General features: G+C 61.6%; 22 protein-coding genes. 15 read left to right on the top strand and 7 right to left on the bottom strand.

The features are described from left to right. Positions 1-86: 86 nt before the first annotated feature. Together PH586_RS13600 and PH586_RS13595 are read right to left on the bottom strand one after the other, a co-directional pair. Positions 87-455 (bottom strand): DUF5064 family protein, encoded by a 369-nt coding sequence (locus PH586_RS13600; RefSeq protein ID WP_271348295.1) that lies wholly within the window; start codon positions 453-455, stop codon positions 87-89. Between the two features lie 178 nt (positions 456-633). Further along, positions 634-936, bottom strand: coding sequence for a DUF2288 domain-containing protein (locus PH586_RS13595; RefSeq protein ID WP_271348294.1), 303 nt, complete (start codon positions 934-936; stop codon positions 634-636). A gap of 296 nt (positions 937-1,232) precedes the next feature. Between PH586_RS13595 and PH586_RS13590 the strand changes: the two genes are divergently transcribed. The 12 genes from PH586_RS13590 (at position 1,233) to PH586_RS13535 (ending at position 12,566) form a co-directional block, all read left to right on the top strand. Continuing rightward, complete coding sequence (locus PH586_RS13590; protein WP_271348293.1) at positions 1,233-2,360, top strand: branched-chain amino acid ABC transporter substrate-binding protein; 1,128 nt, start codon at positions 1,233-1,235, stop codon at positions 2,358-2,360. 123 nt (positions 2,361-2,483) lie between these two features. Continuing rightward, complete coding sequence (livH, locus tag PH586_RS13585; protein WP_271348292.1) at positions 2,484-3,407, top strand: high-affinity branched-chain amino acid ABC transporter permease LivH; 924 nt, start codon at positions 2,484-2,486, stop codon at positions 3,405-3,407. Next, positions 3,404-4,672, top strand: coding sequence for a high-affinity branched-chain amino acid ABC transporter permease LivM (locus PH586_RS13580; RefSeq protein ID WP_408636863.1), 1,269 nt, complete (start codon positions 3,404-3,406; stop codon positions 4,670-4,672). The genes livH and PH586_RS13580 overlap by 4 nt, the downstream gene beginning before the upstream one ends. Next, positions 4,669-5,436, top strand: a complete 768-nt coding sequence (livG, locus tag PH586_RS13575; protein ID WP_271348291.1) for a high-affinity branched-chain amino acid ABC transporter ATP-binding protein LivG — start codon at positions 4,669-4,671, stop codon at positions 5,434-5,436. Before PH586_RS13580 ends, livG begins: the two co-directional genes overlap by 4 nt. Continuing rightward, positions 5,436-6,137: an ABC transporter ATP-binding protein gene (locus PH586_RS13570; RefSeq protein WP_271348290.1), complete on the top strand. Its 702-nt coding sequence runs from the start codon at positions 5,436-5,438 to the stop codon at positions 6,135-6,137. Before livG ends, PH586_RS13570 begins: the two co-directional genes overlap by 1 nt. Positions 6,138-6,444: 307 nt before the next feature. After that, on the top strand, positions 6,445-7,155 hold the full coding sequence (locus tag PH586_RS13565; protein ID WP_271348289.1) for an rRNA pseudouridine synthase: 711 nt from the start codon (positions 6,445-6,447) through the stop codon (positions 7,153-7,155). Between the two features lie 59 nt (positions 7,156-7,214). Further along, positions 7,215-7,676 (top strand): YehS family protein, encoded by a 462-nt coding sequence (locus PH586_RS13560; protein ID WP_271348288.1) that lies wholly within the window; start codon positions 7,215-7,217, stop codon positions 7,674-7,676. A 117-nt stretch (positions 7,677-7,793) separates the two neighbouring features. Next, positions 7,794-8,564, top strand: a complete 771-nt coding sequence (locus tag PH586_RS13555) for an SDR family oxidoreductase (RefSeq protein ID WP_271348287.1) — start codon at positions 7,794-7,796, stop codon at positions 8,562-8,564. 127 nt (positions 8,565-8,691) lie between these two features. Continuing rightward, positions 8,692-9,327: a DUF1326 domain-containing protein gene (locus tag PH586_RS13550; protein ID WP_271348286.1), complete on the top strand. Its 636-nt coding sequence runs from the start codon at positions 8,692-8,694 to the stop codon at positions 9,325-9,327. 2 nt (positions 9,328-9,329) lie between these two features. Further along, positions 9,330-10,136: a DUF2182 domain-containing protein gene (locus PH586_RS13545; protein ID WP_271348285.1), complete on the top strand. Its 807-nt coding sequence runs from the start codon at positions 9,330-9,332 to the stop codon at positions 10,134-10,136. 69 nt (positions 10,137-10,205) lie between these two features. Continuing rightward, complete coding sequence (tsaA, locus tag PH586_RS13540; protein WP_271348284.1) at positions 10,206-10,898, top strand: tRNA (N6-threonylcarbamoyladenosine(37)-N6)-methyltransferase TrmO; 693 nt, start codon at positions 10,206-10,208, stop codon at positions 10,896-10,898. 297 nt (positions 10,899-11,195) lie between these two features. Continuing rightward, on the top strand, positions 11,196-12,566 hold the full coding sequence (locus PH586_RS13535; RefSeq protein WP_271348283.1) for a sensor domain-containing protein: 1,371 nt from the start codon (positions 11,196-11,198) through the stop codon (positions 12,564-12,566). 214 nt (positions 12,567-12,780) lie between these two features. Here the strand turns inward: PH586_RS13535 and fpr are convergent, their stop codons facing one another. Then, positions 12,781-13,560 carry a ferredoxin-NADP reductase gene (fpr, locus tag PH586_RS13530; RefSeq protein WP_271348282.1) on the bottom strand — a complete coding sequence of 260 codons (780 nt, stop codon included), beginning with the start codon at positions 13,558-13,560 and terminating at the stop codon, positions 12,781-12,783. A gap of 107 nt (positions 13,561-13,667) precedes the next feature. On the opposite strand from fpr, the gene PH586_RS13525 reads away from it, so the two are divergent. Next, positions 13,668-14,594 (top strand): LysR family transcriptional regulator, encoded by a 927-nt coding sequence (locus tag PH586_RS13525; RefSeq protein ID WP_271348281.1) that lies wholly within the window; start codon positions 13,668-13,670, stop codon positions 14,592-14,594. Between the two features lie 35 nt (positions 14,595-14,629). Here PH586_RS13525 and PH586_RS13520 read toward each other — a convergent pair whose 3' ends face one another. Both PH586_RS13520 and erdR read right to left on the bottom strand, forming a co-directional pair. Continuing rightward, on the bottom strand, positions 14,630-14,995 hold the full coding sequence (locus tag PH586_RS13520; protein ID WP_271348280.1) for a diacylglycerol kinase: 366 nt from the start codon (positions 14,993-14,995) through the stop codon (positions 14,630-14,632). A 101-nt stretch (positions 14,996-15,096) separates the two neighbouring features. Then, the gene (gene erdR / locus PH586_RS13515; RefSeq protein ID WP_238041996.1) at positions 15,097-15,747 is read right to left on the bottom strand and encodes a response regulator transcription factor ErdR; all 651 of its coding nucleotides are present in this window, start codon (positions 15,745-15,747) and stop codon (positions 15,097-15,099) included. Between the two features lie 202 nt (positions 15,748-15,949). Here erdR and PH586_RS13510 point away from each other — a divergent pair, with 202 nt between their 5' ends. Further along, positions 15,950-16,903, top strand: a complete 954-nt coding sequence (locus tag PH586_RS13510; RefSeq protein WP_271348279.1) for a DMT family transporter — start codon at positions 15,950-15,952, stop codon at positions 16,901-16,903. Here the strand turns inward: PH586_RS13510 and PH586_RS13505 are convergent. Further along, positions 16,839-17,549, bottom strand: a complete 711-nt coding sequence (locus PH586_RS13505; protein WP_271348278.1) for a tRNA-uridine aminocarboxypropyltransferase — start codon at positions 17,547-17,549, stop codon at positions 16,839-16,841. The genes PH586_RS13510 and PH586_RS13505 overlap by 65 nt on opposite strands. Positions 17,550-17,734: 185 nt before the next feature. Here PH586_RS13505 and PH586_RS13500 point away from each other — a divergent pair, with 185 nt between their 5' ends. Further along, positions 17,735-18,133 carry a quorum-sensing-regulated virulence factor family protein gene (locus PH586_RS13500; protein WP_271348277.1) on the top strand — a complete coding sequence of 133 codons (399 nt, stop codon included), beginning with the start codon at positions 17,735-17,737 and terminating at the stop codon, positions 18,131-18,133. A 98-nt stretch (positions 18,134-18,231) separates the two neighbouring features. Here the strand turns inward: PH586_RS13500 and PH586_RS13495 are convergent, their stop codons facing one another. Continuing rightward, positions 18,232-20,637, bottom strand: coding sequence for a phosphoketolase family protein (locus PH586_RS13495; RefSeq protein ID WP_271348276.1), 2,406 nt, complete (start codon positions 20,635-20,637; stop codon positions 18,232-18,234). Positions 20,638-20,705 lie beyond the last annotated feature (68 nt).

The raw sequence follows: 20,705 nt of genomic DNA, 5'->3' as shown, positions 1-20,705 counted from the left end.
GCGGCGATCCGCTCGGAGCAAAGCGACAGCCCGCCACAGGCTGTTTCGCGAATCTGCGGCGAGTAACGCCCTATTCGATAGCGCCACTACAAGCCGTCTTTCTCCAGATGATCGAGATCGACCGGGTCGCCGGTATGACTGCCAAGCTTGGCGCGGATATCGGCGAACATCTGGTCGTATTCCTGGTGGCCACGCATGATCAGGCTGAAATTGGCCGGCATTCCATGCTTGAGTGCCAATCGGCTGGCGACGCTGGCGAAATTGAAGGCCGTATCGCGGTGCAACTCGAACTGTTCCTCGAACGCCTTGCCTGCCACGTCGCCGACCAGGCGCATGTGCAGCATCGGGCCCTCGACCGGATCCTGGCGCACCTCGTAGTAGAGGTCGATGCTGTACGCCGGTTGGTCAGGGGTGGCGACCGGGTTAGCGCGATGCAGATGGCCAGGCTCGAACATGATGGCTCCGTAGCGACTAGGGGAAGACTCGAACCAGTCTAGCCCCGTTCACCGCCCGCGACGTATCGACGCAACGCGTGCGAACAGATCGAGCGCTGTTGCGGAGCGTCTCCCGGTGTTCGCGGCCAGGCGCGCCGCGGTGATTTGCAGCCAGCCGCAATTGTTGCACAAGGCCCCATCAGCTACGCCGTTCCTGCACCAGCACCCAAGGCGCCACCACCACCGCCCATAGCGGCGGGTCGCGCGCCAGCAGATCCGCGGCATCGCCATCGTCGATTTTTTTCAATTGTTCGCTGGCCAGCCAGGCGGCCACCTCATCCTGGTCATTTTCCGCCACGGCCTGGGCCACCGCGATCAGATCTTGGGTAGCCCCGACCATCAGCAAGGCACCGCGGGCGAAGAAAGGTTGCAACTCTTGCCAGGTGATTGGCGCAGTTTCTCCAAGCAACTTGGCATAGAGGGTGCTAGGTTGTTCAGTCATGGTTTGTCCGCAGAAGTTTTCCGAGTTTACTTGGGCAGCATGATAGCGCCGCACAAGTCCCAGGCAAGTACGCCTGACGCGGCCGAGCGCAGACAAGGCACGCCGTTTTTCTATACATTTCGTTCAATTAAGCGACATCCGCGTGTGTTATCGCCAATGGCTGGCTTTCCAATCCGCAAAGCGGCGCTCTACACTGCAGCGGTAAAGTTGCCAGGTGTATAGCCGGGGAAAATGATCCGGCTCTGCAGTTTTGGCCGCCAGAACTACACAACGAAAACCAATAAGAGTGGAGCACTATGAACAAGGCTACTAAGCAGATCTCCAAACTGTTTGCCGCCATGGCCATGGCCGGCGTTGCCAGCTACTCGCTAGCGGCTGACACGATCAAGATTGGTATGGCAGGCCCGGTTACCGGCGCAGTCGCTCAATACGGCGAGATGCAATTTGTCGGTGCCAAGATGGCCATCGAGCAGATCAACAAGGCTGGTGGCGTCAACGGCGCCATGCTCGAAGGCGTGGTGTATGACGATGCTTGCGATCCGAAACAAGCCGTAGCCGTAGCCAACAAGATCGTCAACGACGAAGTAAAATTCGTGGTTGGCCACCTCTGCTCCAGCTCTACTCAGCCAGCGTCCGACATCTACGAAGACGAAGGCATCCTGATGATCAGCCCGGCTTCCACCAGCCCGGACATCACCGCCCGCGGCTACGAACTGGTGTTCCGCACCATCGGCCTGGATAGCCTGCAAGGCCCGACCGCCGGCAACTTCATCGCCGACTACATCAAGCCGAAGGCCGTGGCCGTACTTCACGACAAGCAGCAATACGGTGAAGGCATCGCCACCGCGGTCAAGCAAACCCTGGAAGCCAAGGGCACCAAGGTCGTTCTGTTCGAAGGCATCAATGCCGGCGACAAGGACTTCTCCGCGATGATCGCCAAGCTCAAGCAAGCCGATGTGGATTTCGTCTACTACGGTGGCTACCACCCGGAGCTCGGCCTGCTGCTGCGTCAGTCGGCTGAAAAAGGCCTGACCGCCAGGTTCATGGGCCCTGAAGGTGTGGGTAACAAGGAAATCTCGGCCATCGCCGGCCCGGCTTCCGAAGGCCTGCTGGTGACCCTGCCGAAGTCGTTCGACCAGGATCCACGCAACCAGGCACTGGTCGAAGCGTTCAAAGCCAAGAACGAAGACTCCAGCGGCCCGTTCGTCTTCCCAGCCTATGCTGCCGTGCAAGTGATTGCCGAAGGCATTGAAAAGGCTGGCAGCACCGACACCGCCAAGGTGGCCGCAGCCCTGCGTGCCAACAGCTTCGACACGCCTACCGGCATCCTCAGCTTCGACGACAAGGGCGACCTGAAGGACTTCAGCTTCGTCGCCTACGAGTGGCACCAGGACGGCACCAAGACCGAAGCACCGCTTAACTGATAAGCGGCTTCCCGCCTGAACCCAAAGCCCACTGCAACCGCAGTGGGTTTTGTTTATTAGAAGAATTCCGGTCTCACCCTGCGCCACAAGCGCTGACGTGCGTGACGACCCAGGAGTTAGGCAATGCCTGATCTGTATCACTACCTGCAACAGCTGGTTAACGGTCTGACCGTTGGCAGTACCTATGCCCTGATTGCCATTGGCTACACCATGGTCTACGGCATCATCGGCATGATCAACTTCGCCCACGGCGAGGTTTACATGATTGGCTCGTATGTAGTCTTCATCGTCATCGCCGGCCTGACCATGTTCGGCCTGGACAGCTTGCCCCTGATCATGATCGCCGGCTTCGCCGCCAGCATCATCGTCTGCGCGGCCTATGGTTACAGCATCGAACGCGTCGCCTATCGCCCCCTGCGCGGTGGCAATCGCTTGATTCCGCTGATCTCGGCCATCGGCATGTCGATTTTCCTGCAGAACCTCATGTTGTTGTCTCAGGACTCCAAGGACAAAGCCATTCCCAATCCCTTACCGGGCAACTTCGTGTTCGGTGAAAGCGCCATGAATGGCGTGGTCATTTCCTATATGCAGGTGCTGATTTTCGTCGTCACCTTCCTGGCAATGGTCGGCCTGACCCTGTTCATTTCCCGCTCGCGACTGGGCCGGGCCTGCCGGGCCTGCGCCGAAGACCTGAAGATGGCCAACCTGCTGGGCATCAACACCCACAACATCATTTCCCTGACCTTCGTCATCGGCGCCGCCCTGGCCGCGATTGCCGCCGTGCTACTGGGCATGCAGTACGGTGTGATCAACCCGCACCTGGGTTTCCTCGCCGGCATCAAGGCGTTCACCGCGGCGGTACTGGGCGGCATTGGCAGCATCCCGGGCGCGGTATTGGGCGGCCTGGTGCTCGGCGTGGCCGAAGCCTTTGGCGCCGACATCTTTGGCGATCAGTACAAGGACGTGGTGGCATTCAGCCTGCTGGTGCTGGTCCTGTTGTTCCGACCGACCGGTATCCTGGGTCGCCCGGAGGTTGAGAAAGTATGAGCACCGCGATCAAGAAAAACTTCAAAACGGCCTTTTTCAGCGCCCTGCTGGTGCTGGCCGTGGCCTATCCGGTCATCGGCCTGAAGCTGAGCACCGTGGGCATCAAACTGGAAGTGCAAGGTGCCAGTCCGGCCGTTCTGTGGACCATCCTCGGCAGCTCCATTGCCATGTTCTTCTGGCAATTGTTCCGCTCCCAGCTGAGTGCCATCTGGAGCCATGCACCGACGTTGCCGAGCATGCCGAGCCAGGCCAGCAATTTCCTCACCCTGCCCTCGACCCAGCGCTGGGTGATCATCGGCCTGATCATCATGGCCCTGGCCTGGCCGTTCTTCGGCAGCCGCGGGGCGGTGGACATCGCCACCCTGATCCTGATCTACGTGATGCTCGGCCTCGGCCTGAATATCGTGGTCGGTCTGGCCGGCTTGCTCGACCTCGGCTATGTCGCTTTCTACGCCGTCGGTGCCTACAGCTATGCCCTGCTGTCGTTCTACTTCGGCCTGAGCTTCTGGATCTGCCTGCCGATCGCCGGCCTGATGGCGGCGTTCTTCGGCTTTATCCTGGGCTTCCCGGTGTTGCGCTTGCGCGGTGACTACCTGGCCATCGTCACCCTGGGGTTCGGCGAGATCATCCGCATCCTGCTGAACAACCTGACCTGGCTGACCGGCGGTCCCAACGGCATCGGTTCGATCCCCAAGCCGACCCTGTTCGGCCTGTCGTTCGACCGCAAGGCCGCTGAGGGCATGCAGACCTTCCACGAGTATTTCGGCGTGGCCTACGCCTCGATCAACAAGGTGATCTTCCTCTACCTGATCGCCCTGGTGCTGGTGCTGCTGACCCTGTTCGTGATCAACCGCCTGCTGCGCATGCCGATCGGCCGCGCCTGGGAGGCCCTGCGCGAAGACGAAATCGCCTGCCGTGCCCTGGGCATGAACCCCACCATGATCAAGCTTTCGGCCTTCACCCTGGGTGCCTGCTTCGCCGGTTTTGCCGGCAGCTTCTTCGCCGCGCGCCAAGGCCTGGTCAGTCCGCAATCCTTCACCTTCATCGAGTCGGCGATCATCCTCGCCATCGTCGTGCTGGGTGGCATGGGCTCGCAACTGGGGATCATCCTGGCCGCCGTCGTGATGATCCTGCTGCCGGAACTGGCGCGCGAATTCAACGAGTACCGCATGCTGATGTTCGGTGCCCTGATGGTGCTGATGATGATCTGGCGTCCGCAAGGCCTGCTACCCATGCAGCGCCCGCACCTGGAGTTGAAACAATGAGTCGCCCTATTCTGGAAGTAAGCGGCCTGTCCATGCGCTTCGGTGGCCTGCTGGCCGTCAACGGAGTGGGGCTGACCGTCAATGAAAAACAAGTGGTGTCGATGATCGGCCCGAACGGTGCTGGCAAGACCACGGTCTTCAACTGCCTGACCGGTTTCTACCAGCCAACCAGCGGCAATATTCGCTTCAATGGCGAACAGATCGAAGGCCTGCCAGGCCACAAGATCGCCCGCAAGGGCGTGGTCCGGACCTTCCAGAACGTGCGACTGTTCAAGGAAATGACCGCGGTGGAAAACCTGCTGGTGGCTCAGCACCGCCACCTCAACACCAACTTCATCTCCGGGCTGTTGAAGACCCCGGCGTTTCGCAGGAGCGAACGCGAAGCCATGGAATACGCCGCGCACTGGCTGGAGCAGGTCAACCTGACCGAATTCGCCAACCGCCCGGCCGGCACCCTCGCCTATGGCCAGCAACGCCGCCTGGAGATTGCCCGCTGCATGATGACCCGGCCGAGCATCCTCATGCTCGACGAGCCGGCCGCCGGCCTCAACCCGCGTGAAACCGACGATCTCAAGGCCCTGATCCGCATGCTGCGCGATGAACACAACGTCACCGTGTTGTTGATCGAGCACGACATGAAGCTGGTCATGAGCATTTCCGACCATATCTACGTGATCAACCAGGGCACGCCCCTGGCCGAAGGAACGCCGGAGCAGATCCGCGCGAACCCGGACGTGATCAAAGCCTACCTGGGGGAAGCTTGATGCTGTATTTCGACAAGGTTTCCACCTTCTACGGCAAGATCCAGGCACTCCATGACGTCGACGTCGAGGTGCGCCAAGGCGAGATCGTCACCCTGATCGGTGCCAACGGCGCCGGCAAGTCGACCCTGCTGATGACCCTGTGCGGCTCACCCCAGGCGAGCAGTGGCAGCATCCGCTTCGAAGGTGAAGAGTTGATCGGCCAGAACACCCCGGACATCATGCGCAAGAGCATTGCCGTGGTACCGGAAGGTCGCCGGGTATTCTCCCGCCTGACCGTGGAAGAGAACCTGGTAATGGGCGGCTTCTTCACGGCCAAAGGCGAGTTCCAGGAGCAGCTGGACAAGGTTCTGCACCTGTTCCCACGCCTGCAGGAACGCCTGTCGCAGCGTGCCGGCACCATGTCCGGCGGCGAACAGCAAATGCTCGCCATCGGCCGCGCACTGATGAGCAAGCCCAAGCTGCTGCTGCTCGACGAACCCTCGCTGGGCCTGGCACCGATCATCATCCAGCAGATCTTCAGCATCATCGAACAGCTGCGCGCGGATGGCGTGACCGTGTTCCTGGTCGAGCAGAACGCCAACCAGGCGCTGAAGCTGGCCGATCGTGGCTATGTGCTGGAGAATGGCCGGATCGTCATGCAGGGCAGCGGGCATGAATTGCTCAATGACCCCAAGGTGCGCGACGCCTACCTTGGGGGTTAAAAACTACTGCGGGCTGCGCGCGCCATGCGTCGTTGAAAGCAGACTCAACAAGCCGCTTGCGGCTAACGCGCTTTAGCGCGGCCCGAAGGGCGAGTGAAACGAGTAATGCTCATGTACATACGTACACTCCGCTTTTTCATCTGCTTTTGCCTAGCCTGACCGCCGCTCGCTACGTTTTTAACCATACCTTGCTCAATAGAAACCGCTCCCCGGAGCGGTTTTTTTATCTGCACCGTTCGCCCAATGATCTGCGCACGATGCCCCCGGCCAGTTACAATGACAGCCCTTTTTTCCGACGACTCTTTCCATGACCGACCCGATACGCCTGTCCAAACGCCTGATTGAACTGGTCGGCTGCTCACGCCGCGAAGCCGAGTTGTATATCGAGGGCGGCTGGGTGCTGGTTGATGGCGTAGTGGTGCAAGAGCCGCAGTTCAAGGTCGAGGCGCAGCGCGTCGAGCTGCTCCCGGACGCCGTATTGGCCCCGGTCGAGCCGGTCACCCTGCTGCTGCATGTGCCCTCCGGTCACTTCCCGGATCGCGCGGTCGAGACTGTCAGCCAGGCCAGCCAGTGGCCGGAAGACAGCTCCGGCATCCGCCCGCTGAAAAGCCACTTCGCTCGCCTGGTCACCTGCCTGCCACTGCAAGCCGGTGCCGATGGCTTGCACGTACTGACTCAGGACTGGCGGATCGAGCGCAAGCTCAAGGACGATCAGGCCAAGCTGGAGCAGGAATATGTCGTCGAAGTCATCGGCACCCTCAGTAACAGCCAACTAAAACGCCTGAACCACGGTCTGACCTTCAACGGCTCAGCACTGCCACCGTGCAAGGTCAGCTGGCAGAACGAAACCCGCCTGCGCTTCGCCTTGAAAAACCCGCAGCCGGGGCAGATCGTATTCATGTGCAACAGCGTCGACCTCAAGGTGCTGGGCATGAAGCGCATCCGCATCGGCGGCGTGCCCATGGCCAAAGTCCAGCCCGGCCAATGGCGCTACCTGGCCGCGAAAGAACGCTTCTAGGCATTTCTCCGACTGCAGCACTCGAGTGCTGCAGCTCCCCAACATTTCAGGACACCCTCATGCTCAATAACGATGTACTGCGCAGCGTGCGCTATATGCTCGACGTCAGTGACGCGAAAATTGTCGACATCATCCAGCTCAGCGGCAAACAGACCAGCGTCGCCGAAGTAGCTCCGCTGTTGAAAAAAGACGACGAAGAAGGCTTCGTCGCCTGTGACGACGAGCTGATGGCGCACTTCCTCGATGGCCTGGTGTACCTCAAGCGCGGCAAGGACGACAGCCGCCCGGCCCAGCCCTTCGAGCTGCCCGTGACCAACAACATGGTGCTGAAGAAACTGCGCGTGGCCTTCGAACTGAAAGAAGACGACATGCACGAGATCATGCAGAGCGTCGACTGCCCGGTATCAAAACCGGAAATGAGTGCACTGTTTCGCAAGTTCGGCCACAGCAACTACCGCACCTGCGGCGATCAGTTCCTGCGTAACTTCCTCAAGGGTCTGACCCTGCGCGTACGCGGCTGAAGCTGGCCGGCGCAGCGCGGCGATGCTCATGGCACTGCATTCCCAGGCGCAATAATGCCTGCTGGCGGCCGGCCGGGCGTTTAGGGTAGTGGCATTCATCCCCCAAGAGGACTCGCCATGCACCCCTACTTCTCCCTGCAAGGCCGCACCGCCCTGGTAACCGGTGGCACCCGCGGTATCGGCAAGATGATCGCCAAAGCCTTCCTCGAAGCCGGCGCGACTGTGTATGTCTGTGCCCGTGACGGCGAGGCCTGCGCACAAACCGCCGCCGAACTCTCAGCCTTTGGCACCTGCCACGGCCTCGCCGCCAACCTGGCCAGCGAGGAAGGCGTGCAGGCGCTGGCCGCGCAACTGGCAGGCGAAATCGGCCAGCTGGACATCTTGGTCAACAATGCCGGCACCACCTGGGGCGCGCCACTCGAGTCCTACCCGGCCAAGGGCTGGGAAAAGGTCATGCAACTCAACGTAACCTCGGTGTTCAGCTGCATCCAGCAGTTGCTGCCGCTGCTGCGCAAGGCCGGCTCGGCGGCTAATCCGGCGCGGGTGATCAACATTGGTTCGGTAGCCGGCATCACCTCCCACGGCGAAGACGCCTATGCCTATGGCCCAAGCAAGGCCGCACTGCATCAACTGTCGCGCATGCTTGCCCGCGAACTGGCCGGCCAGTACATCAACGTCAACGTGATTGCGCCGGGGCGCTTTCCGAGCAAGATGACCCAATTCATCGCCCAGGATGATGCGGCCTTGGCCGCGGATACCGCGCTGATCCCGATGAAGCGCTGGGGCCGCGAGGAAGAAATGGCCGCCCTGGCGATCAGCCTGGCCAGCACCGCCGGCGCCTACATGACCGGGGCCATCATCCCGATCGACGGCGGCTTCAGCCTCTGAATCAGCGTTCCCGCCTGTATGCGGCCGCTGGTCTGGCGCGCCACGCGACGCACGACTGCTCTGCTAGTTTTAATGATGGGGGCTTATAGCAGCTTATCAGGCCGCAACAGCGGCAAGGAGCGCAGCCATGAACATGGCTGACTGGCGCATGCAGGGCGCCGAATTCGTCACCTGCAACTGCAACTGGGGGTGTCCCTGCCAGTTCAGTTCCCTACCTAGCCACGGCAACTGCGAGGCCGTGGTGTCGATGCGCATCGAGCAGGGCCACTACAATGAAGTCAAGCTCGATGGCCTGTGCTGGGTCGCCACCTTTGCCTGGCCCGGCGCCATCCATGAAGGCAGTGGCCGCTGTCAGGTCTTCATCGAGGACAGGGCCAGCCCGGAGCAGCGTCAGGCGCTGTTGCGCATTCTCTCCGGCCAAGACACCGAGCCCGGCACGACAGTGTTTTCGGTATTCGCCAGCACCATCAGCGAGATGTTCGACCCGCAGTTCGTACCCATCGAGTTCAGTGTCGACGTGGATAAGCGCGAAGCTCACACCCGCATAGCCGGCGTGCTCGAAGCCAACGGCGAACCGATGCGCAACCCGGTGACCGGCGAACCTCAGGAAGCGCGAATTGTACTGCCCAAGGGCTTCGAGTTCAGCGAAGCGCAGGTAGCCAGCGGCACCTTCCAGACCCAGGGCGCGATCAAGATCGCCGCGCAGAACAGCCATGCTCACTTCGCCCGGCTGCATTTCACCGGGCAAGGGGTGGTGCGCTGAAGGTGCCGGGCGCTCCCGAGGAACTCGCCGACCAGGCACACCGCCGCCTGCCCTACTGGCCACTGGGCAAGGAGCAGTGGTGGGTCATCGTGTGTTTGTTGATCCTCGCGGCGCTAGCCTGGCTGGAACTGTATCGCCTGGCTGCGCTTGGCGGCATGGCCGATATGGCCAATATGGCCATGGCCGGCATGCCGATGCCCTGGAGCTTGGCCGATGCGCTGCTGATGTTGGCGATGTGGTCGGTGATGATGGTCGGCATGATGTTGCCCAGCGCCTTGCCGATGATCCTGCTCTACCAGCAGATGCTGCGCCGATATATGGCAGCGCCCCAGCGGCATCTGGCGCTGCTGCTGTTCTGCCTGGCGTATCTACTGGTGTGGGGTGGTTTCAGCTTGGTCGCCACCGCCTTGCAGTGGGGCCTTGACCGTCTCACCCTGCTCAGCCCGCAGATGCGTAGCCAGAGTCACTGGCTTGGCGCGGCATTACTGATGGGCGCCGGCATCTACCAGTGGCTGCCAGGCAAGGCCAGCTGCCTGGCCCATTGCAGCGGGCCGGTGCAATTTCTGCTCGGTCACTGGCGTCCTGGGATTATCGGCGGCTGGTCCATGGGCCTCAAACATGGCCTCTACTGCCTGGGCTGCTGCTGGGCGCTGATGGGCTTGCTGTTCGTGGTCGGCGTGATGAACCTGCTCTGGGTAGCCGTGATCAGCATCTACATACTGCTTGAGAAAACCCTGCCACAGGGACTCTGGATCAGCCGCATCTGCGGTTTGTTGTTGCTCGGCTGGGGCCTGTTGCTGCTGGGCTAGCCAGCAAAACCCTGCGCCACAGCGGCCACAGCGGTTACCATTGATGCCCCACCGACTGACCCTGCCCCCATGCCCTACTCCGTCTCGCCCATCGGTTTCGTCCGCTCCTGTTTCAAGGAGAAGTTCGCCATTCCCCGTCAGCCTCAGCTGGCCCCGGCTGCCCGTGGCGTGCTGGAACTGCTCGCCCCCTTCGATACGGGCGAAGCGGTGCAGGGCCTGGAACAGGTCAGCCATGTCTGGCTGCTGTTTCTGTTTCACCAGGCACTGCAAGACCAGCCACGTCTGAAAGTGCGCCCACCGCGCCTGGGTGGGAATAAATCGGTGGGGGTATTTGCCACCCGTGCCACCCACCGCCCCAACGGCATCGGTCAATCTGTGGTGCAACTGGACAAGGTCGAACCGGGCAAACTCTGGCTGTCGGGGATCGACTTGCTCGACGGCACACCGGTGCTGGATATCAAACCCTATGTGCCCTATGCCGACAGCGTCGCAAGCGCCTGTAACCGCATCGCCGACGGAGCTCCGCTGCTGATCGAGGTGCAATGGCAAGACGCGGCCCTCGGCCAGGCGCGCAGCCACGGCCTGCGCCTGGACCAGCCGCTGGTCGAACTGATAGAACAATGCCTGGCCCAGGATCCGCGCCCGGCCTATCAGCTACCGCCGCCCGAGCGGCGCTATGGCACGCGCTTGTGGGATGTCGATGTGCGCTGGCACTACCCAGAACCGGGAAAAATTTGCGTGCTGGAAGTGGTGGAGACCTGAGCGGCAGTGAAGAACTCTTGCCCACGCGACGGCGCGCGGGATTTGCACAACCTCCGGGTGCGTCAGGTAAGGCAAGGCAGGCGCTTGCAGCCATTGCATCAGCTGCTATTGACCTGCCGGCCCCGTCGAGTCCAAGGTAATCACTAGCTGGCACGAAGCCACTACACATTTTGACTGAAGTATTGCTTCCGCAGTGTCTGGGCTGCGGCTAAAGTTGGCCAATGGGCTGCACCTTTCGGCACATGGTCACACTCTTGCACAAGTCATGGCTGGTTCAGAGCGACCACAATTTACCCTATGAAAACCACAAAGCCTTACGTCCCATCAGGCAACCTGGTTGATCTTCTACTCGATGCCATCTGCGTGGTCGACAAGGAGGGTCGATTCGTTTTTGTCAGCGCGGCTTGCGAGCGGATCTTTGGCTATTCCGCCGAGGAAATGATCGGCAAGAGCATGATCGAACTGGTCTTGCCGGAAGATCACGCCATCACGCTACAAGCGGCCAGCGAAATCATGTCGGGTGGCAGCAAACCCAACTTTGAAAATCGCTACATCCGCAAGGATGGTCGGATCGTTCACATCATGTGGTCGGCCCGCTGGTCGGCGGACGATCAATTGAGGATTGCCGTAGCCCATGACGTCAGCGAACGTAAACACAACGAGTCGATGCAAGCGGCGCTCTATGCCATCTCCGAAGCGGCGCACCTGGCCAAGGATCTACCCAGCCTGTTCGAGAAGGTTCACTCGATCGTCGGCCAACTGTTACCGGCCATCAATTTTTCCGTGGCTCTTTATGATGAGCAGAACGACCAGCTGAGCTTTCCCTACCATATCGATGAACGCCAGCAGGCACCTGCGCCGCACAATCTGGCGGCCCCCACCCTCAGCGCTGAAATCATCCGCACCGGGCAGACCTTGCTGCTCTCCCCAGATACGCTGAAGACCCTGCCCGAGCACCTCCAGGCGATCGACTGCACGTCATTGTATTGGCTGGGAGTGCCGCTAACCTCGCACAACGGCACCATCGGCGCCTTGGTGCTCCAGAGCTATACCCATGGAGCCTGCTACACCGACAAGGACAAGGAACTGCTGCAGTTCGTCTCGACCCAGGTGGCGGCAGCCATCGAACGCCAGCAGATGCTTAGTCGCTTGCAGTTCATGGCCCAATACGACCAACTGACTCAACTGCCAAACCGCGCCCTGCTCTATGACCGTTTGCACACCGCACTGACCAGGGCACGCCGGGATCAGACGTCGCTGTCGCTGCTGTTCCTCGACCTGGACAAGTTCAAGCAGGTCAACGATACGTTCGGCCATACCGTCGGCGATCTCCTGCTGCAGCTGGTTGCCGAGCGCATCAGGCAATGCGTGCGCGAATCGGATACGGTCGCACGCCTGGGTGGTGACGAATTCGTGGTGCTGCTCGAGGACTTCCGCACGCCAGATCACGCCTTGCTGGTCGCCGAAAAAATCCGCTTGGCCCTCAACCAGCCATTCGATCTCAAGGGTATGGCGCACATGATTCTGCCAAGCATCGGCGTTGCGTTCTATCCGCAGCACGGTATTGACGCGCAACAGTTGCTCACGCATGCCGACAACGCCATGTACGTGGCGAAGAAAGATGGCGGCAATCGCTTCCAGATCACCCTCGACCTAGGCTCCCACTGAAGGCGCCCTGGCCGACAGCGGACCGGAGACTGATCCGGGCAGATTCACCCGTGCAGCAGCCGGGCATGCAACGCCTGGCCCGGCTGCAATCCGGCAACGCCTAGTCGGTGCTAGATGCCTGCGCGAATTCCGTCCGGGCAGAAAAAATCCCGTTCACTTGAATCAAGTGAACGGGATTTATCCGTAGCGCGCCTTTGCTCTGCTCGCCTGGCGCTTACTTCTCGACGAAGGCGCGTTCGATCAGGTAATCGCCCGGCTCGCCCATGCGCGGGGAGATCTTCAGGCCGAAGCTGTCGAGCACGGCGGCGGTTTCGTCGAGCATGCTCGGGCTGCCGCAGATCATCGCGCGGTCGTCCTGGGGGTTGATCGGCGGCAGGCCGATGTCGCGGAACAGCTTGCCGCTGCGCATCAGGTCGGTCAGGCGGCCCTGGTTTTCGAACTCTTCGCGGGTCACGGTCGGGTAGTAGATCAGCTTGTCCCTCAAGGCGTCGCCGAAGTATTCGTTCTGCGGCAGGTGCTCGGTGATGAACTCGCGGTAGGCCACCTCGTTGACGTAACGCACGCCATGCACCAGGACGACTTTCTCGTAGCGCTCGTAGGTTTCCGGATCCTGGATCACGCTCATGAAAGGCGCCAGGCCGGTGCCGGTGCTGAGCAGGTACAGGTGCTTGCCGGGCAACAGGTCGTCGAGTACCAGGGTGCCGGTGGGCTTGCGGCTGACCATCAGTTCATCGCCGGGCTGGAGGTGCTGCAACCGCGAGGTCAGCGGACCATCCGCCACCTTGATGCTGAAGAACTCCAGGTGCTCTTCGTAGTTCGGGCTGGCGATGGAATAGGCACGCATCAGCGGCCGGCCATTGTCCTGCTGCAGGCCGATCATCACGAACTGGCCATTCTCGAAGCGCAAGCCCCGATCGCGGGTGGTCTTGAAGCTGAAGAGAGTGTCGTTCCAATGATGAACACTGAGTACACGCTCGACGTTCAGGTTGCTCATGCTAGGTCCTCAAGAATCACGGGCAGTTGCGGTTGCAGCAGATTCTAGTCGCGGGCAGAATATCTGTTAAGTGGATAATTAAGATATCCGTTATCGGTTATATAGATATGCGATTTACCCTACGACAGCTCCAAGTCTTCGTTGCCGTGGCTCAGCAGGAAAGCGTCTCCCGCGCGGCTGACTCACTGGCATTGTCGCAGTCGGCGACCAGCACCTCGCTCAGCGAATTGGAGCGCCAATCCGACTGCCAATTGTTTGACCGCGCCGGCAAGCGTCTGATCCTCAATGCCCTGGGTTCGCAGTTATTGCCCCAAGCCGCGGCCCTGCTCGACCAGGCCAAGGAGATCGAACGCCTGCTGGGGGGCAAGAGTGGCTTTGGCTCGCTGCATGTCGGCGCGACGTTAACTGTCGGCAATTACCTGGCAACCCTGCTGATCGGCAGCTTCATGCAGCGCCACCCGGAATGCCGGGTCCAGCTCCAGGTGCATAACACCGCCTACGTGGTGCAGCAGATCGCCCACTATGAGCTGGACATGGGCCTGATCGAAGGCGACTGCCAGCACCCGGATATCGAAGTGCAGCCCTGGGTCGAAGACGAACTGGTGGTGTTCTGCGCGCCGCAACATGCCTTGGCCAAGCGCGGCGAAGCCAGCCTCGACGAGCTGACCCAGGAAGCCTGGATACTCCGTGAGCAAGGCTCGGGCACCCGCCTGACGTTCGACCAGGCCATGCGCCATCACCCGCGCTCGCTGAATGTGCGCCTGGAGCTGGAACATACCGAGGCGATCAAGCGCGCAGTGGAGTCGGGCCTGGGGATCGGCTGTATCTCGCGCCTGGCCCTGCGTGATGCCTTTCGCCGCGGCAGCCTGGTGGCGGTGGAAACCCCGGAACTGGACCTGCGCCGGCAGTTCTATTTCATCTGGCACAAGCAGAAGTACCAGACTGCCGCCATGCGTGAGTTCATCGAGCTATGCCGGGCGCTGACTGCCGGGGTCAGGCGCAGCGATGAGATAGTGCTGCCGAACATTGCCTGAAGCCCTGCCACCAGGTTATTGCGCACGCACAGCAGCTAGCCCAACAGGGTCAGCGCCCAGACACTGGCGATCAACATCAGGGACATGAACTGCGCGGCGCTGCCCATGTCCTTGGCGTTTTTCGACAAGGGATGCAGCTCCAGGGAGATGCGATCGACCGCCGCCTCCAGCGCAGAATTGAGCAATTCGACGATCAACGCCAACAGGCAGACGGCGACCATCAGCGCGCGCTCGCCCCGGCTGACATCGCAGTAGAATGCCAGCGGAATCAACACCAGATTGAGCAGCATCAACTGACGAAATGCGGCTTCGCCGGCAATCGCGACACGCAACCCCGCCAGCGAATAGCCCGCAGCATTAACGATACGCTTGAGGCCAGTCTGGCCCTTGAATGGCGACATAAGAAGGTTATCCGCGTTCTGAAAGGCCGGCCGGCACGAGAGCTAAAGACTGCACAGGCAAACCGACGCCAGCCTGCCGAGCAACCAGGATCAAGAGCGGCTCAACTGCTGGGGATCGATTCCATCTGCTGCAACAGCAGCGCCGCCTGGGTGCGGGTACGTACACCGAGCTTGCGGAAAATCGCCGTGACATGCGCCTTTACCGTGGCCTCGGAAACGCTCAACTCGTAGGCAATCTGCTTGTTCAGCAAGCCGTCGCAGACCATGGTCAATACCCGAAACTGCTGCGGGGTCAGACTGGCCAGGCCGGCGCTGGCGGCTTTGGCCTCGGCAGAGACCTGGGCGGCCTCCTCGGTTTGCTCCGGCCACCAGGTATCGCCGTCGAGCACCACTTGCACGGCTTGCTGAATGCTCTCCAGGGAGCTGGACTTGGGAATGAAGCCACTCGCGCCAAACTCGCGCGCGCGGACCACCACGGCCGCATCTTCCTGCGCCGAGACCATCACCACTGGCACCTGCGGGTATTGTCCGCGCAGCAGCACCAGACCGGAAAAGCCATAGGCACCGGGCATGTTGAGGTCGAGCAGAACCAGATCCCAATCTGCTTTTTCCGCCAGGCAGGTTTCCAACTCGGCGATGCTGGCAGCCTCTACCAGGCGAACCTGCGGGCCAAGCCCCAGGGTCAGTGCCTGCTGCAGTGCGCTGCGAAATAGTGGATGGTCGTCGGCAATCAGGATTTCATAAGCGGCCATTGCAGATCCTGTTCTTGTTATGAGAGTAGCGCTGGCGCAGGCCTGTCGAATTAGACACGACAGGCCATTCGATTAAGCCGCGCATAGTACACGGCCAACCACAAATGCGCCTAGGACGGCGCTCAGCATGCCGAGCGATCCCGGAGTGGTCAAGCGCGTTGCTTTGCGGCACAGTCTGCACTTTTCCCGACGAGACTGTTTTATGCGAAGCCAGGCCCTGCGCGCCGATCTCTTGATGCTACTGACGGCCATGATCTGGGGCTCGGCGTTCGTCGCCCAGCGCCTGGGCATGGAGTCCATAGGCCCATTCCTTTATAGCGGCATGCGGTTTGCTCTGGCGGTATTGATTTTGCTGCCACTGCTACCGCTGCTCGAGCGCCGATCACGCAGCGCACCTACCGCGCCGCTGAACCGCCACCTGCTAATAGGTGGCGGCCTGATGGGCCTGGCACTGGCCCTGGGGATCAACCTGCAGCAGGTCGGCTTGCTCTTCACCAGTGTCACCAACGCCGGATTCATCACCGGCCTGTACGTGATCATAGTGCCCCTGCTCGGGCTGCTGATTGGCCACAAGACTGGCCTGGGCATCTGGCTGGGCGCCTCACTGGCGGTGATCGGCATGTTCCTGCTCAGCGTCGGCGAAGGCTTTCAGGTTGCCTCCGGTGACTGGCTGCAATTGGCCGGAGCCCTGGTCTGGGCCGTGCACGTGCTGCTGGTGGGCGTTTTCGCCAGGCGTCATGACCCATTGCGCCTGGCCGTGGTGCAATTCGCCACTTGCGCGCTGATCAGCCTGCTGTTGGCGCTGATTTTCGAGGACATCCACTTCGACTCGATCCTCGCCGCCGGGCCGGCGATCCTCTACGGCGGTCTATTCGGTGTGGCCATCGGATTCACCCTGCAGGTGGTGGCGCAAAAGCATGCGATCGCCTCGCATGCCGCCATCATCCTCTCGCTGGAAGCCGTGTTTGCCGCCATTGCAGGCGCCTGGCTACTGGGCGAAGCGCTGCAACTGCGCGGTTATTTCGGCTGTGCACTGATGCTCGCCGGCATGCTGCTGGCTCAACTATGGCCGAAAAAAACCAGCCGCCCCCTCACAGAAACAAGCGCAAATGCTGGTGCAGGGCGTCATCCAGATCAACCGCCCGTGGAGCTTTAGCCGCCAGATAGTGCTGGCTGAAGACATCCAGATAGGCATTCAGCGCGTCGGCGGCACGCTGATCGCCGGCCAGTTCCAGACAGAGCGCCGCCACCTCGGCGGTACACAGGTGATCGTCGCGCGTGGATCGACGCAGGCGGTAGCGCGACAACTGTTCGGGCTGCAGGCTGAGCACCGGCAAGCTGTCGAGGTAGGGGCTCTTGCGGAACATCTTGCGCGCCTCGGTCCAGGTCGCATCGAGCAGAATGAACAGTGGCCGCTTGCCAGGCGTATGCTGCACCTCACTGACCACCCGCTCGGGCTCGGCGTATTCACCGGGAAACACCAGATAGGGCTGCCACTGCGGATCGCTCAGCAACGCCGGCAAGGCCGGCTCGACCGCCGTTCGCAACCAGCCGAAGGCCGAGGTGTCGACCACTACATCGGCAATCAGCCAACCGGTATTGCTCGGCTTGAGCGCCTCGACATCATGCATCAGCAAACACACGCCCGACTTTGCCTCGATTTGCGGACGCCAGGCGCACAGGCAATGGCTCAGGGCCAACCGGCAGCGCTGGCAACGCACGGCCCGGGAGCCTCGGGCCAGGAACGGTTTTTCACTGCGCGCAATGCGCGCAGCGCGCAAACGAGCGACGGCATGGCTCATGCGCAAAGCGCTGCGCGGCGATAAGTTGAGGGCATGGGGGATCCTGGGGCGGTAAGCCCGCCAGTCTAACAAAGCCGCCGCGATTGCAGGTGGGGTAAACCGCGGCAGGCAAGTAAGATGGTTACCTGCTGAACCTCTGCAGGCTCATGCCTGTCGAAGGCTTCGAACCGACTCTGGAGAATCCTATGCCGCGCCTGATCGCTGTAATCCTCGCCCTTGGCCTACCCGTGCTCGCTCAAGCCGCATCGCTGAACAATTTCGAGCTGAGCAAGACCCTTGAACGAGTCGCCCGCGAAAGCAGCGTTGGCACGCCACGGGCGATCAACGCGGACATTCTCGATCAAGGTTACAGCGTTGACGATAATGAACTGGTCAATCATCTGAGCGTGCGCCCCGACCACGCCGCGCAGATGCGCGGCAACCCGGACAGTGTGCGCGCACAGTTGGCCAACAGCGTGTGCCGCAACCCGGGCTATCGCCAGTTACTGGCGCGTGGCGCCGTCCTGCGTTACGAGTTCAGCGAGTACAAGACCAATCGCCCGATCGTCAGCGAGCGCTTCAGTAACAGCGACTGCGCCCCATAGATAGGCCATGGGTCAGGCCGCGGCACCTGCCGGGCGCGTTAATGACCCGCAGCGCAGGCCACACAGCGACTTGACTTGCCACCCTCGGCCGGGCTGTTTCAGCGCAGGCATTCGGGCTTGCCCTGGCCGGCCAGGGCAGCCCGCTCCTCGCGACTCAGCAGCTTCTGTGCGGGGATGCCCAGCACCTCTGTGACCGCTTGCAACACATGTGCCCAGGTGGCCTGGTTGGCGAACAGCATGCCAGCCTCGTCCAGGGTGCCACCGCGGTTGCGATAACCCAGTACCCGGTTGCAGCGGGCATCGCCAAGGATCGGCCAGAGATGCCCGCGCGCCACTTCCGGGCGCATATGGGTCAGCAGTACGCGGCGCGGATACTGCGCAGGAAACAACTCGTTGCGGATTGCGGCAGGCGCCAGCGCTGGTGCCTCCCAGTGATCCCGTGGCTCACGAAAACGCCCTGGTTCCTGCAGGTAAATCAAACGCCAGGCAGATTTTTTCTCACTCAGGCGCACTGCCGCACGACGCATCTCGCTCAACTGATAAGCGCCGCTGGCGATCAGCAGCACGGGATCGGCACCCTCGTGCTGATCCAGCAGGATAGCGCCATCGCGGGCCAGTTGTTCGGCTTGCTGTTGATCGAACTGGAACGGGCGCTCGCGCTTGGGACTGACAATGCAAGCCAGCTGTCCGCGCGCCTGATAGACCGCCGGCAACAGGGCCAGCAGTGAGTTATGGTCGGCAGGAAAAAGCACCCGCACCATATCGTTCATCTCGCCGAGCAGCGCCTCGCAGAAGCTGGTGTCCTGGTGAGACTGCTGGTTCTTGCCGTTTTCCCAGGTATGCGAAGTCGCCACCAACGGCCAGCCAAGCCAGCCCGCAGGGCGCCCCACTTCTTTCTGCTGACGGGCGAAGATCAGGGTCTGGCGCACGGCGCCGAGCATCTTCACGCAGAAGGCCTCATAACTCGCCACCAGGTTCAGGCCGCCTTGATTGGCCAGGCAGGCGGACACCACCGCCTCCTCGTTGAGCACGGTGATAATCGCGCCATCCACTGCTTCCAAGGCGCTTTCAGGCACACAGACCCGATGCTTGAGCGCATGCAGAACGCCTTTCAGGCGATTGCTGGCCAGCTCATCCGGATTGCCCACTCGCGGTCGCAGGTGCGGGTTGGCCTTCACCAAGTCGACAAAAAAGCGGTCCAGCGCCGACATCGGCGAGCAGTCTTGCCCGTGATAGTGCAGCTCAGGCAGTTGCAATGCGGCCGGCTGGCGCAGCGCCAACCGATGATCACGCTCCAGCGCACGCTCGGCGCGCCCACAGCGGAACTGCGCACAGACCTGGAGCAACTCGTCGGGCGCTACCCAGAGGCCGGCAGCATGCTGATTGAACAGCCCGCGCGCGGCATCATCCAGATGGGGATTGGCCGGCAACGGCAGATTGTGCGCGGCATTACTGCCTGCACCATAGAACCCGAAGCCCTTCTTGGTTACGGCGATCGCATAAGGCATGGGCAGCGGGTAACGCAGGATGCCGCTGTGCAACTCGGCAACCCGATGCCCCAGGCGCTGCTCCATCTGCCACAGGGCGCAGACGAAAGCCGCCGGGTCGCGCCCATCGAAGCTGATCGGATCGAAACCGCAGTGGCGCAGGTGCTGACAAAAGCCTTCCAGCCCCTCTAGCGTGCCCAGTTCCGTGCGCTGCTCAATACGGCGGCCGTTGGCGATCATCACGGGCAGCGCCATGCCACAGTCTTCTGCCCGCCACCAGCGCGGCATCCAATCGCTGCCACGTTGCTCTTCGGCCGCGCCGTCGGACAAAAAAGCCACCAGCTTTTCACCCGGCAGCGGCAGGTGGCAGTACTGCAACTCGGCAAAGCCGAGATAGCCCCCTTCGGCAATACCGCCAGCGGTATGTGCATTGACGTGACTGCCCAGAGGCACACCCGGCGCGCCATCGGCGGCCTGGGCATAGCTGTAGAAATCTGCCACTAGCCGGCTCATCCCCACTTCATCGCAGCTGTAACGTGCGGCCTGTTCGGGGTGCTGGTTGGCGGTCAACAGATTCAGCGCCTCGACCGCCGCCACACAGTGCCCCTGCCCCATCAGCCAACCACGGGTTTCCCCGGTCAGGGCATTCAGCGCCAGGTAGGCCGCGTAGCCGGGCACCATGTTCAAGGCGCCGCCAGTATGGCCCTCGGGCTTTACCTTGAAGTCGCCCGGCTCCAGGGCCATGCCGTCCAGACGCACGCGCCGGGCATAGGTCATATGCACCACCAGCCATAAACCGGCGGCGTTCAGCCGGTCCAGGGCGCGCAGCAAACCATAGACGCTGGCCAGGTCCGGCTGCTTACCCGCCTGCACCAGTTGATGGGCCATGCGGAACACCGCCGCACAGGTCTCTGGGCTATGCTCTACCGGGCCATAGCCCTGCTGCCAAGCGGCGAACTCAGGTTCGACCAAGGCATGGGCGGCCAGCTCACGGGCACTTGGCAATAATTGCGACATGGGTGCTCTCCTGGAGTTTTCGCCCAGTCTAGGACACACCAAGCAGCCGGCACCCTGATATGCATCAA

It is taken from the genome of Pseudomonas aestuarii (assembly GCF_027988105.1).
Classification (GTDB): domain Bacteria; phylum Pseudomonadota; class Gammaproteobacteria; order Pseudomonadales; family Pseudomonadaceae; genus Aquipseudomonas; species Aquipseudomonas aestuarii.
The sequence above is the reverse complement of the archived record's forward strand: the minus strand, read 5'-3'. Positions and strand labels throughout refer to the sequence as shown.

What these genes read in the sequence shown, in the direction of transcription:
- PH586_RS13590 (WP_271348293.1), top strand. Translation starts at nt 1,233, where the DNA reads ATGAACAAGGCTACTAAGCAGATCTCCAAACTGTTTGCCGCCATGGCC.
- PH586_RS13510 (WP_271348279.1), top strand. Translation starts at nt 15,950, where the DNA reads ATGCGAAGCCAGGCCCTGCGCGCCGATCTCTTGATGCTACTGACGGCC.
- PH586_RS13535 (WP_271348283.1), top strand. Translation starts at nt 11,196, where the DNA reads ATGAAAACCACAAAGCCTTACGTCCCATCAGGCAACCTGGTTGATCTT.
- tsaA (WP_271348284.1), top strand. Translation starts at nt 10,206, where the DNA reads ATGCCCTACTCCGTCTCGCCCATCGGTTTCGTCCGCTCCTGTTTCAAG.
- livG (WP_271348291.1), top strand. Translation starts at nt 4,669, where the DNA reads ATGAGTCGCCCTATTCTGGAAGTAAGCGGCCTGTCCATGCGCTTCGGT.
- PH586_RS13565 (WP_271348289.1), top strand. Translation starts at nt 6,445, where the DNA reads ATGACCGACCCGATACGCCTGTCCAAACGCCTGATTGAACTGGTCGGC.
- PH586_RS13570 (WP_271348290.1), top strand. Translation starts at nt 5,436, where the DNA reads ATGCTGTATTTCGACAAGGTTTCCACCTTCTACGGCAAGATCCAGGCA.
- PH586_RS13560 (WP_271348288.1), top strand. Translation starts at nt 7,215, where the DNA reads ATGCTCAATAACGATGTACTGCGCAGCGTGCGCTATATGCTCGACGTC.
- PH586_RS13550 (WP_271348286.1), top strand. Translation starts at nt 8,692, where the DNA reads ATGAACATGGCTGACTGGCGCATGCAGGGCGCCGAATTCGTCACCTGC.
- erdR (WP_238041996.1), bottom strand. Translation starts at nt 15,747, where the DNA reads ATGGCCGCTTATGAAATCCTGATTGCCGACGACCATCCACTATTTCGC.
- PH586_RS13580 (WP_408636863.1), top strand. Translation starts at nt 3,404, where the DNA reads ATGAGCACCGCGATCAAGAAAAACTTCAAAACGGCCTTTTTCAGCGCC.
- PH586_RS13495 (WP_271348276.1), bottom strand. Translation starts at nt 20,637, where the DNA reads ATGTCGCAATTATTGCCAAGTGCCCGTGAGCTGGCCGCCCATGCCTTG.
- PH586_RS13600 (WP_271348295.1), bottom strand. Translation starts at nt 455, where the DNA reads ATGTTCGAGCCTGGCCATCTGCATCGCGCTAACCCGGTCGCCACCCCT.
- livH (WP_271348292.1), top strand. Translation starts at nt 2,484, where the DNA reads ATGCCTGATCTGTATCACTACCTGCAACAGCTGGTTAACGGTCTGACC.
- PH586_RS13525 (WP_271348281.1), top strand. Translation starts at nt 13,668, where the DNA reads ATGCGATTTACCCTACGACAGCTCCAAGTCTTCGTTGCCGTGGCTCAG.
- PH586_RS13555 (WP_271348287.1), top strand. Translation starts at nt 7,794, where the DNA reads ATGCACCCCTACTTCTCCCTGCAAGGCCGCACCGCCCTGGTAACCGGT.
- PH586_RS13500 (WP_271348277.1), top strand. Translation starts at nt 17,735, where the DNA reads ATGCCGCGCCTGATCGCTGTAATCCTCGCCCTTGGCCTACCCGTGCTC.
- fpr (WP_271348282.1), bottom strand. Translation starts at nt 13,560, where the DNA reads ATGAGCAACCTGAACGTCGAGCGTGTACTCAGTGTTCATCATTGGAAC.
- PH586_RS13505 (WP_271348278.1), bottom strand. Translation starts at nt 17,549, where the DNA reads ATGAGCCATGCCGTCGCTCGTTTGCGCGCTGCGCGCATTGCGCGCAGT.
- PH586_RS13595 (WP_271348294.1), bottom strand. Translation starts at nt 936, where the DNA reads ATGACTGAACAACCTAGCACCCTCTATGCCAAGTTGCTTGGAGAAACT.
- PH586_RS13520 (WP_271348280.1), bottom strand. Translation starts at nt 14,995, where the DNA reads ATGTCGCCATTCAAGGGCCAGACTGGCCTCAAGCGTATCGTTAATGCT.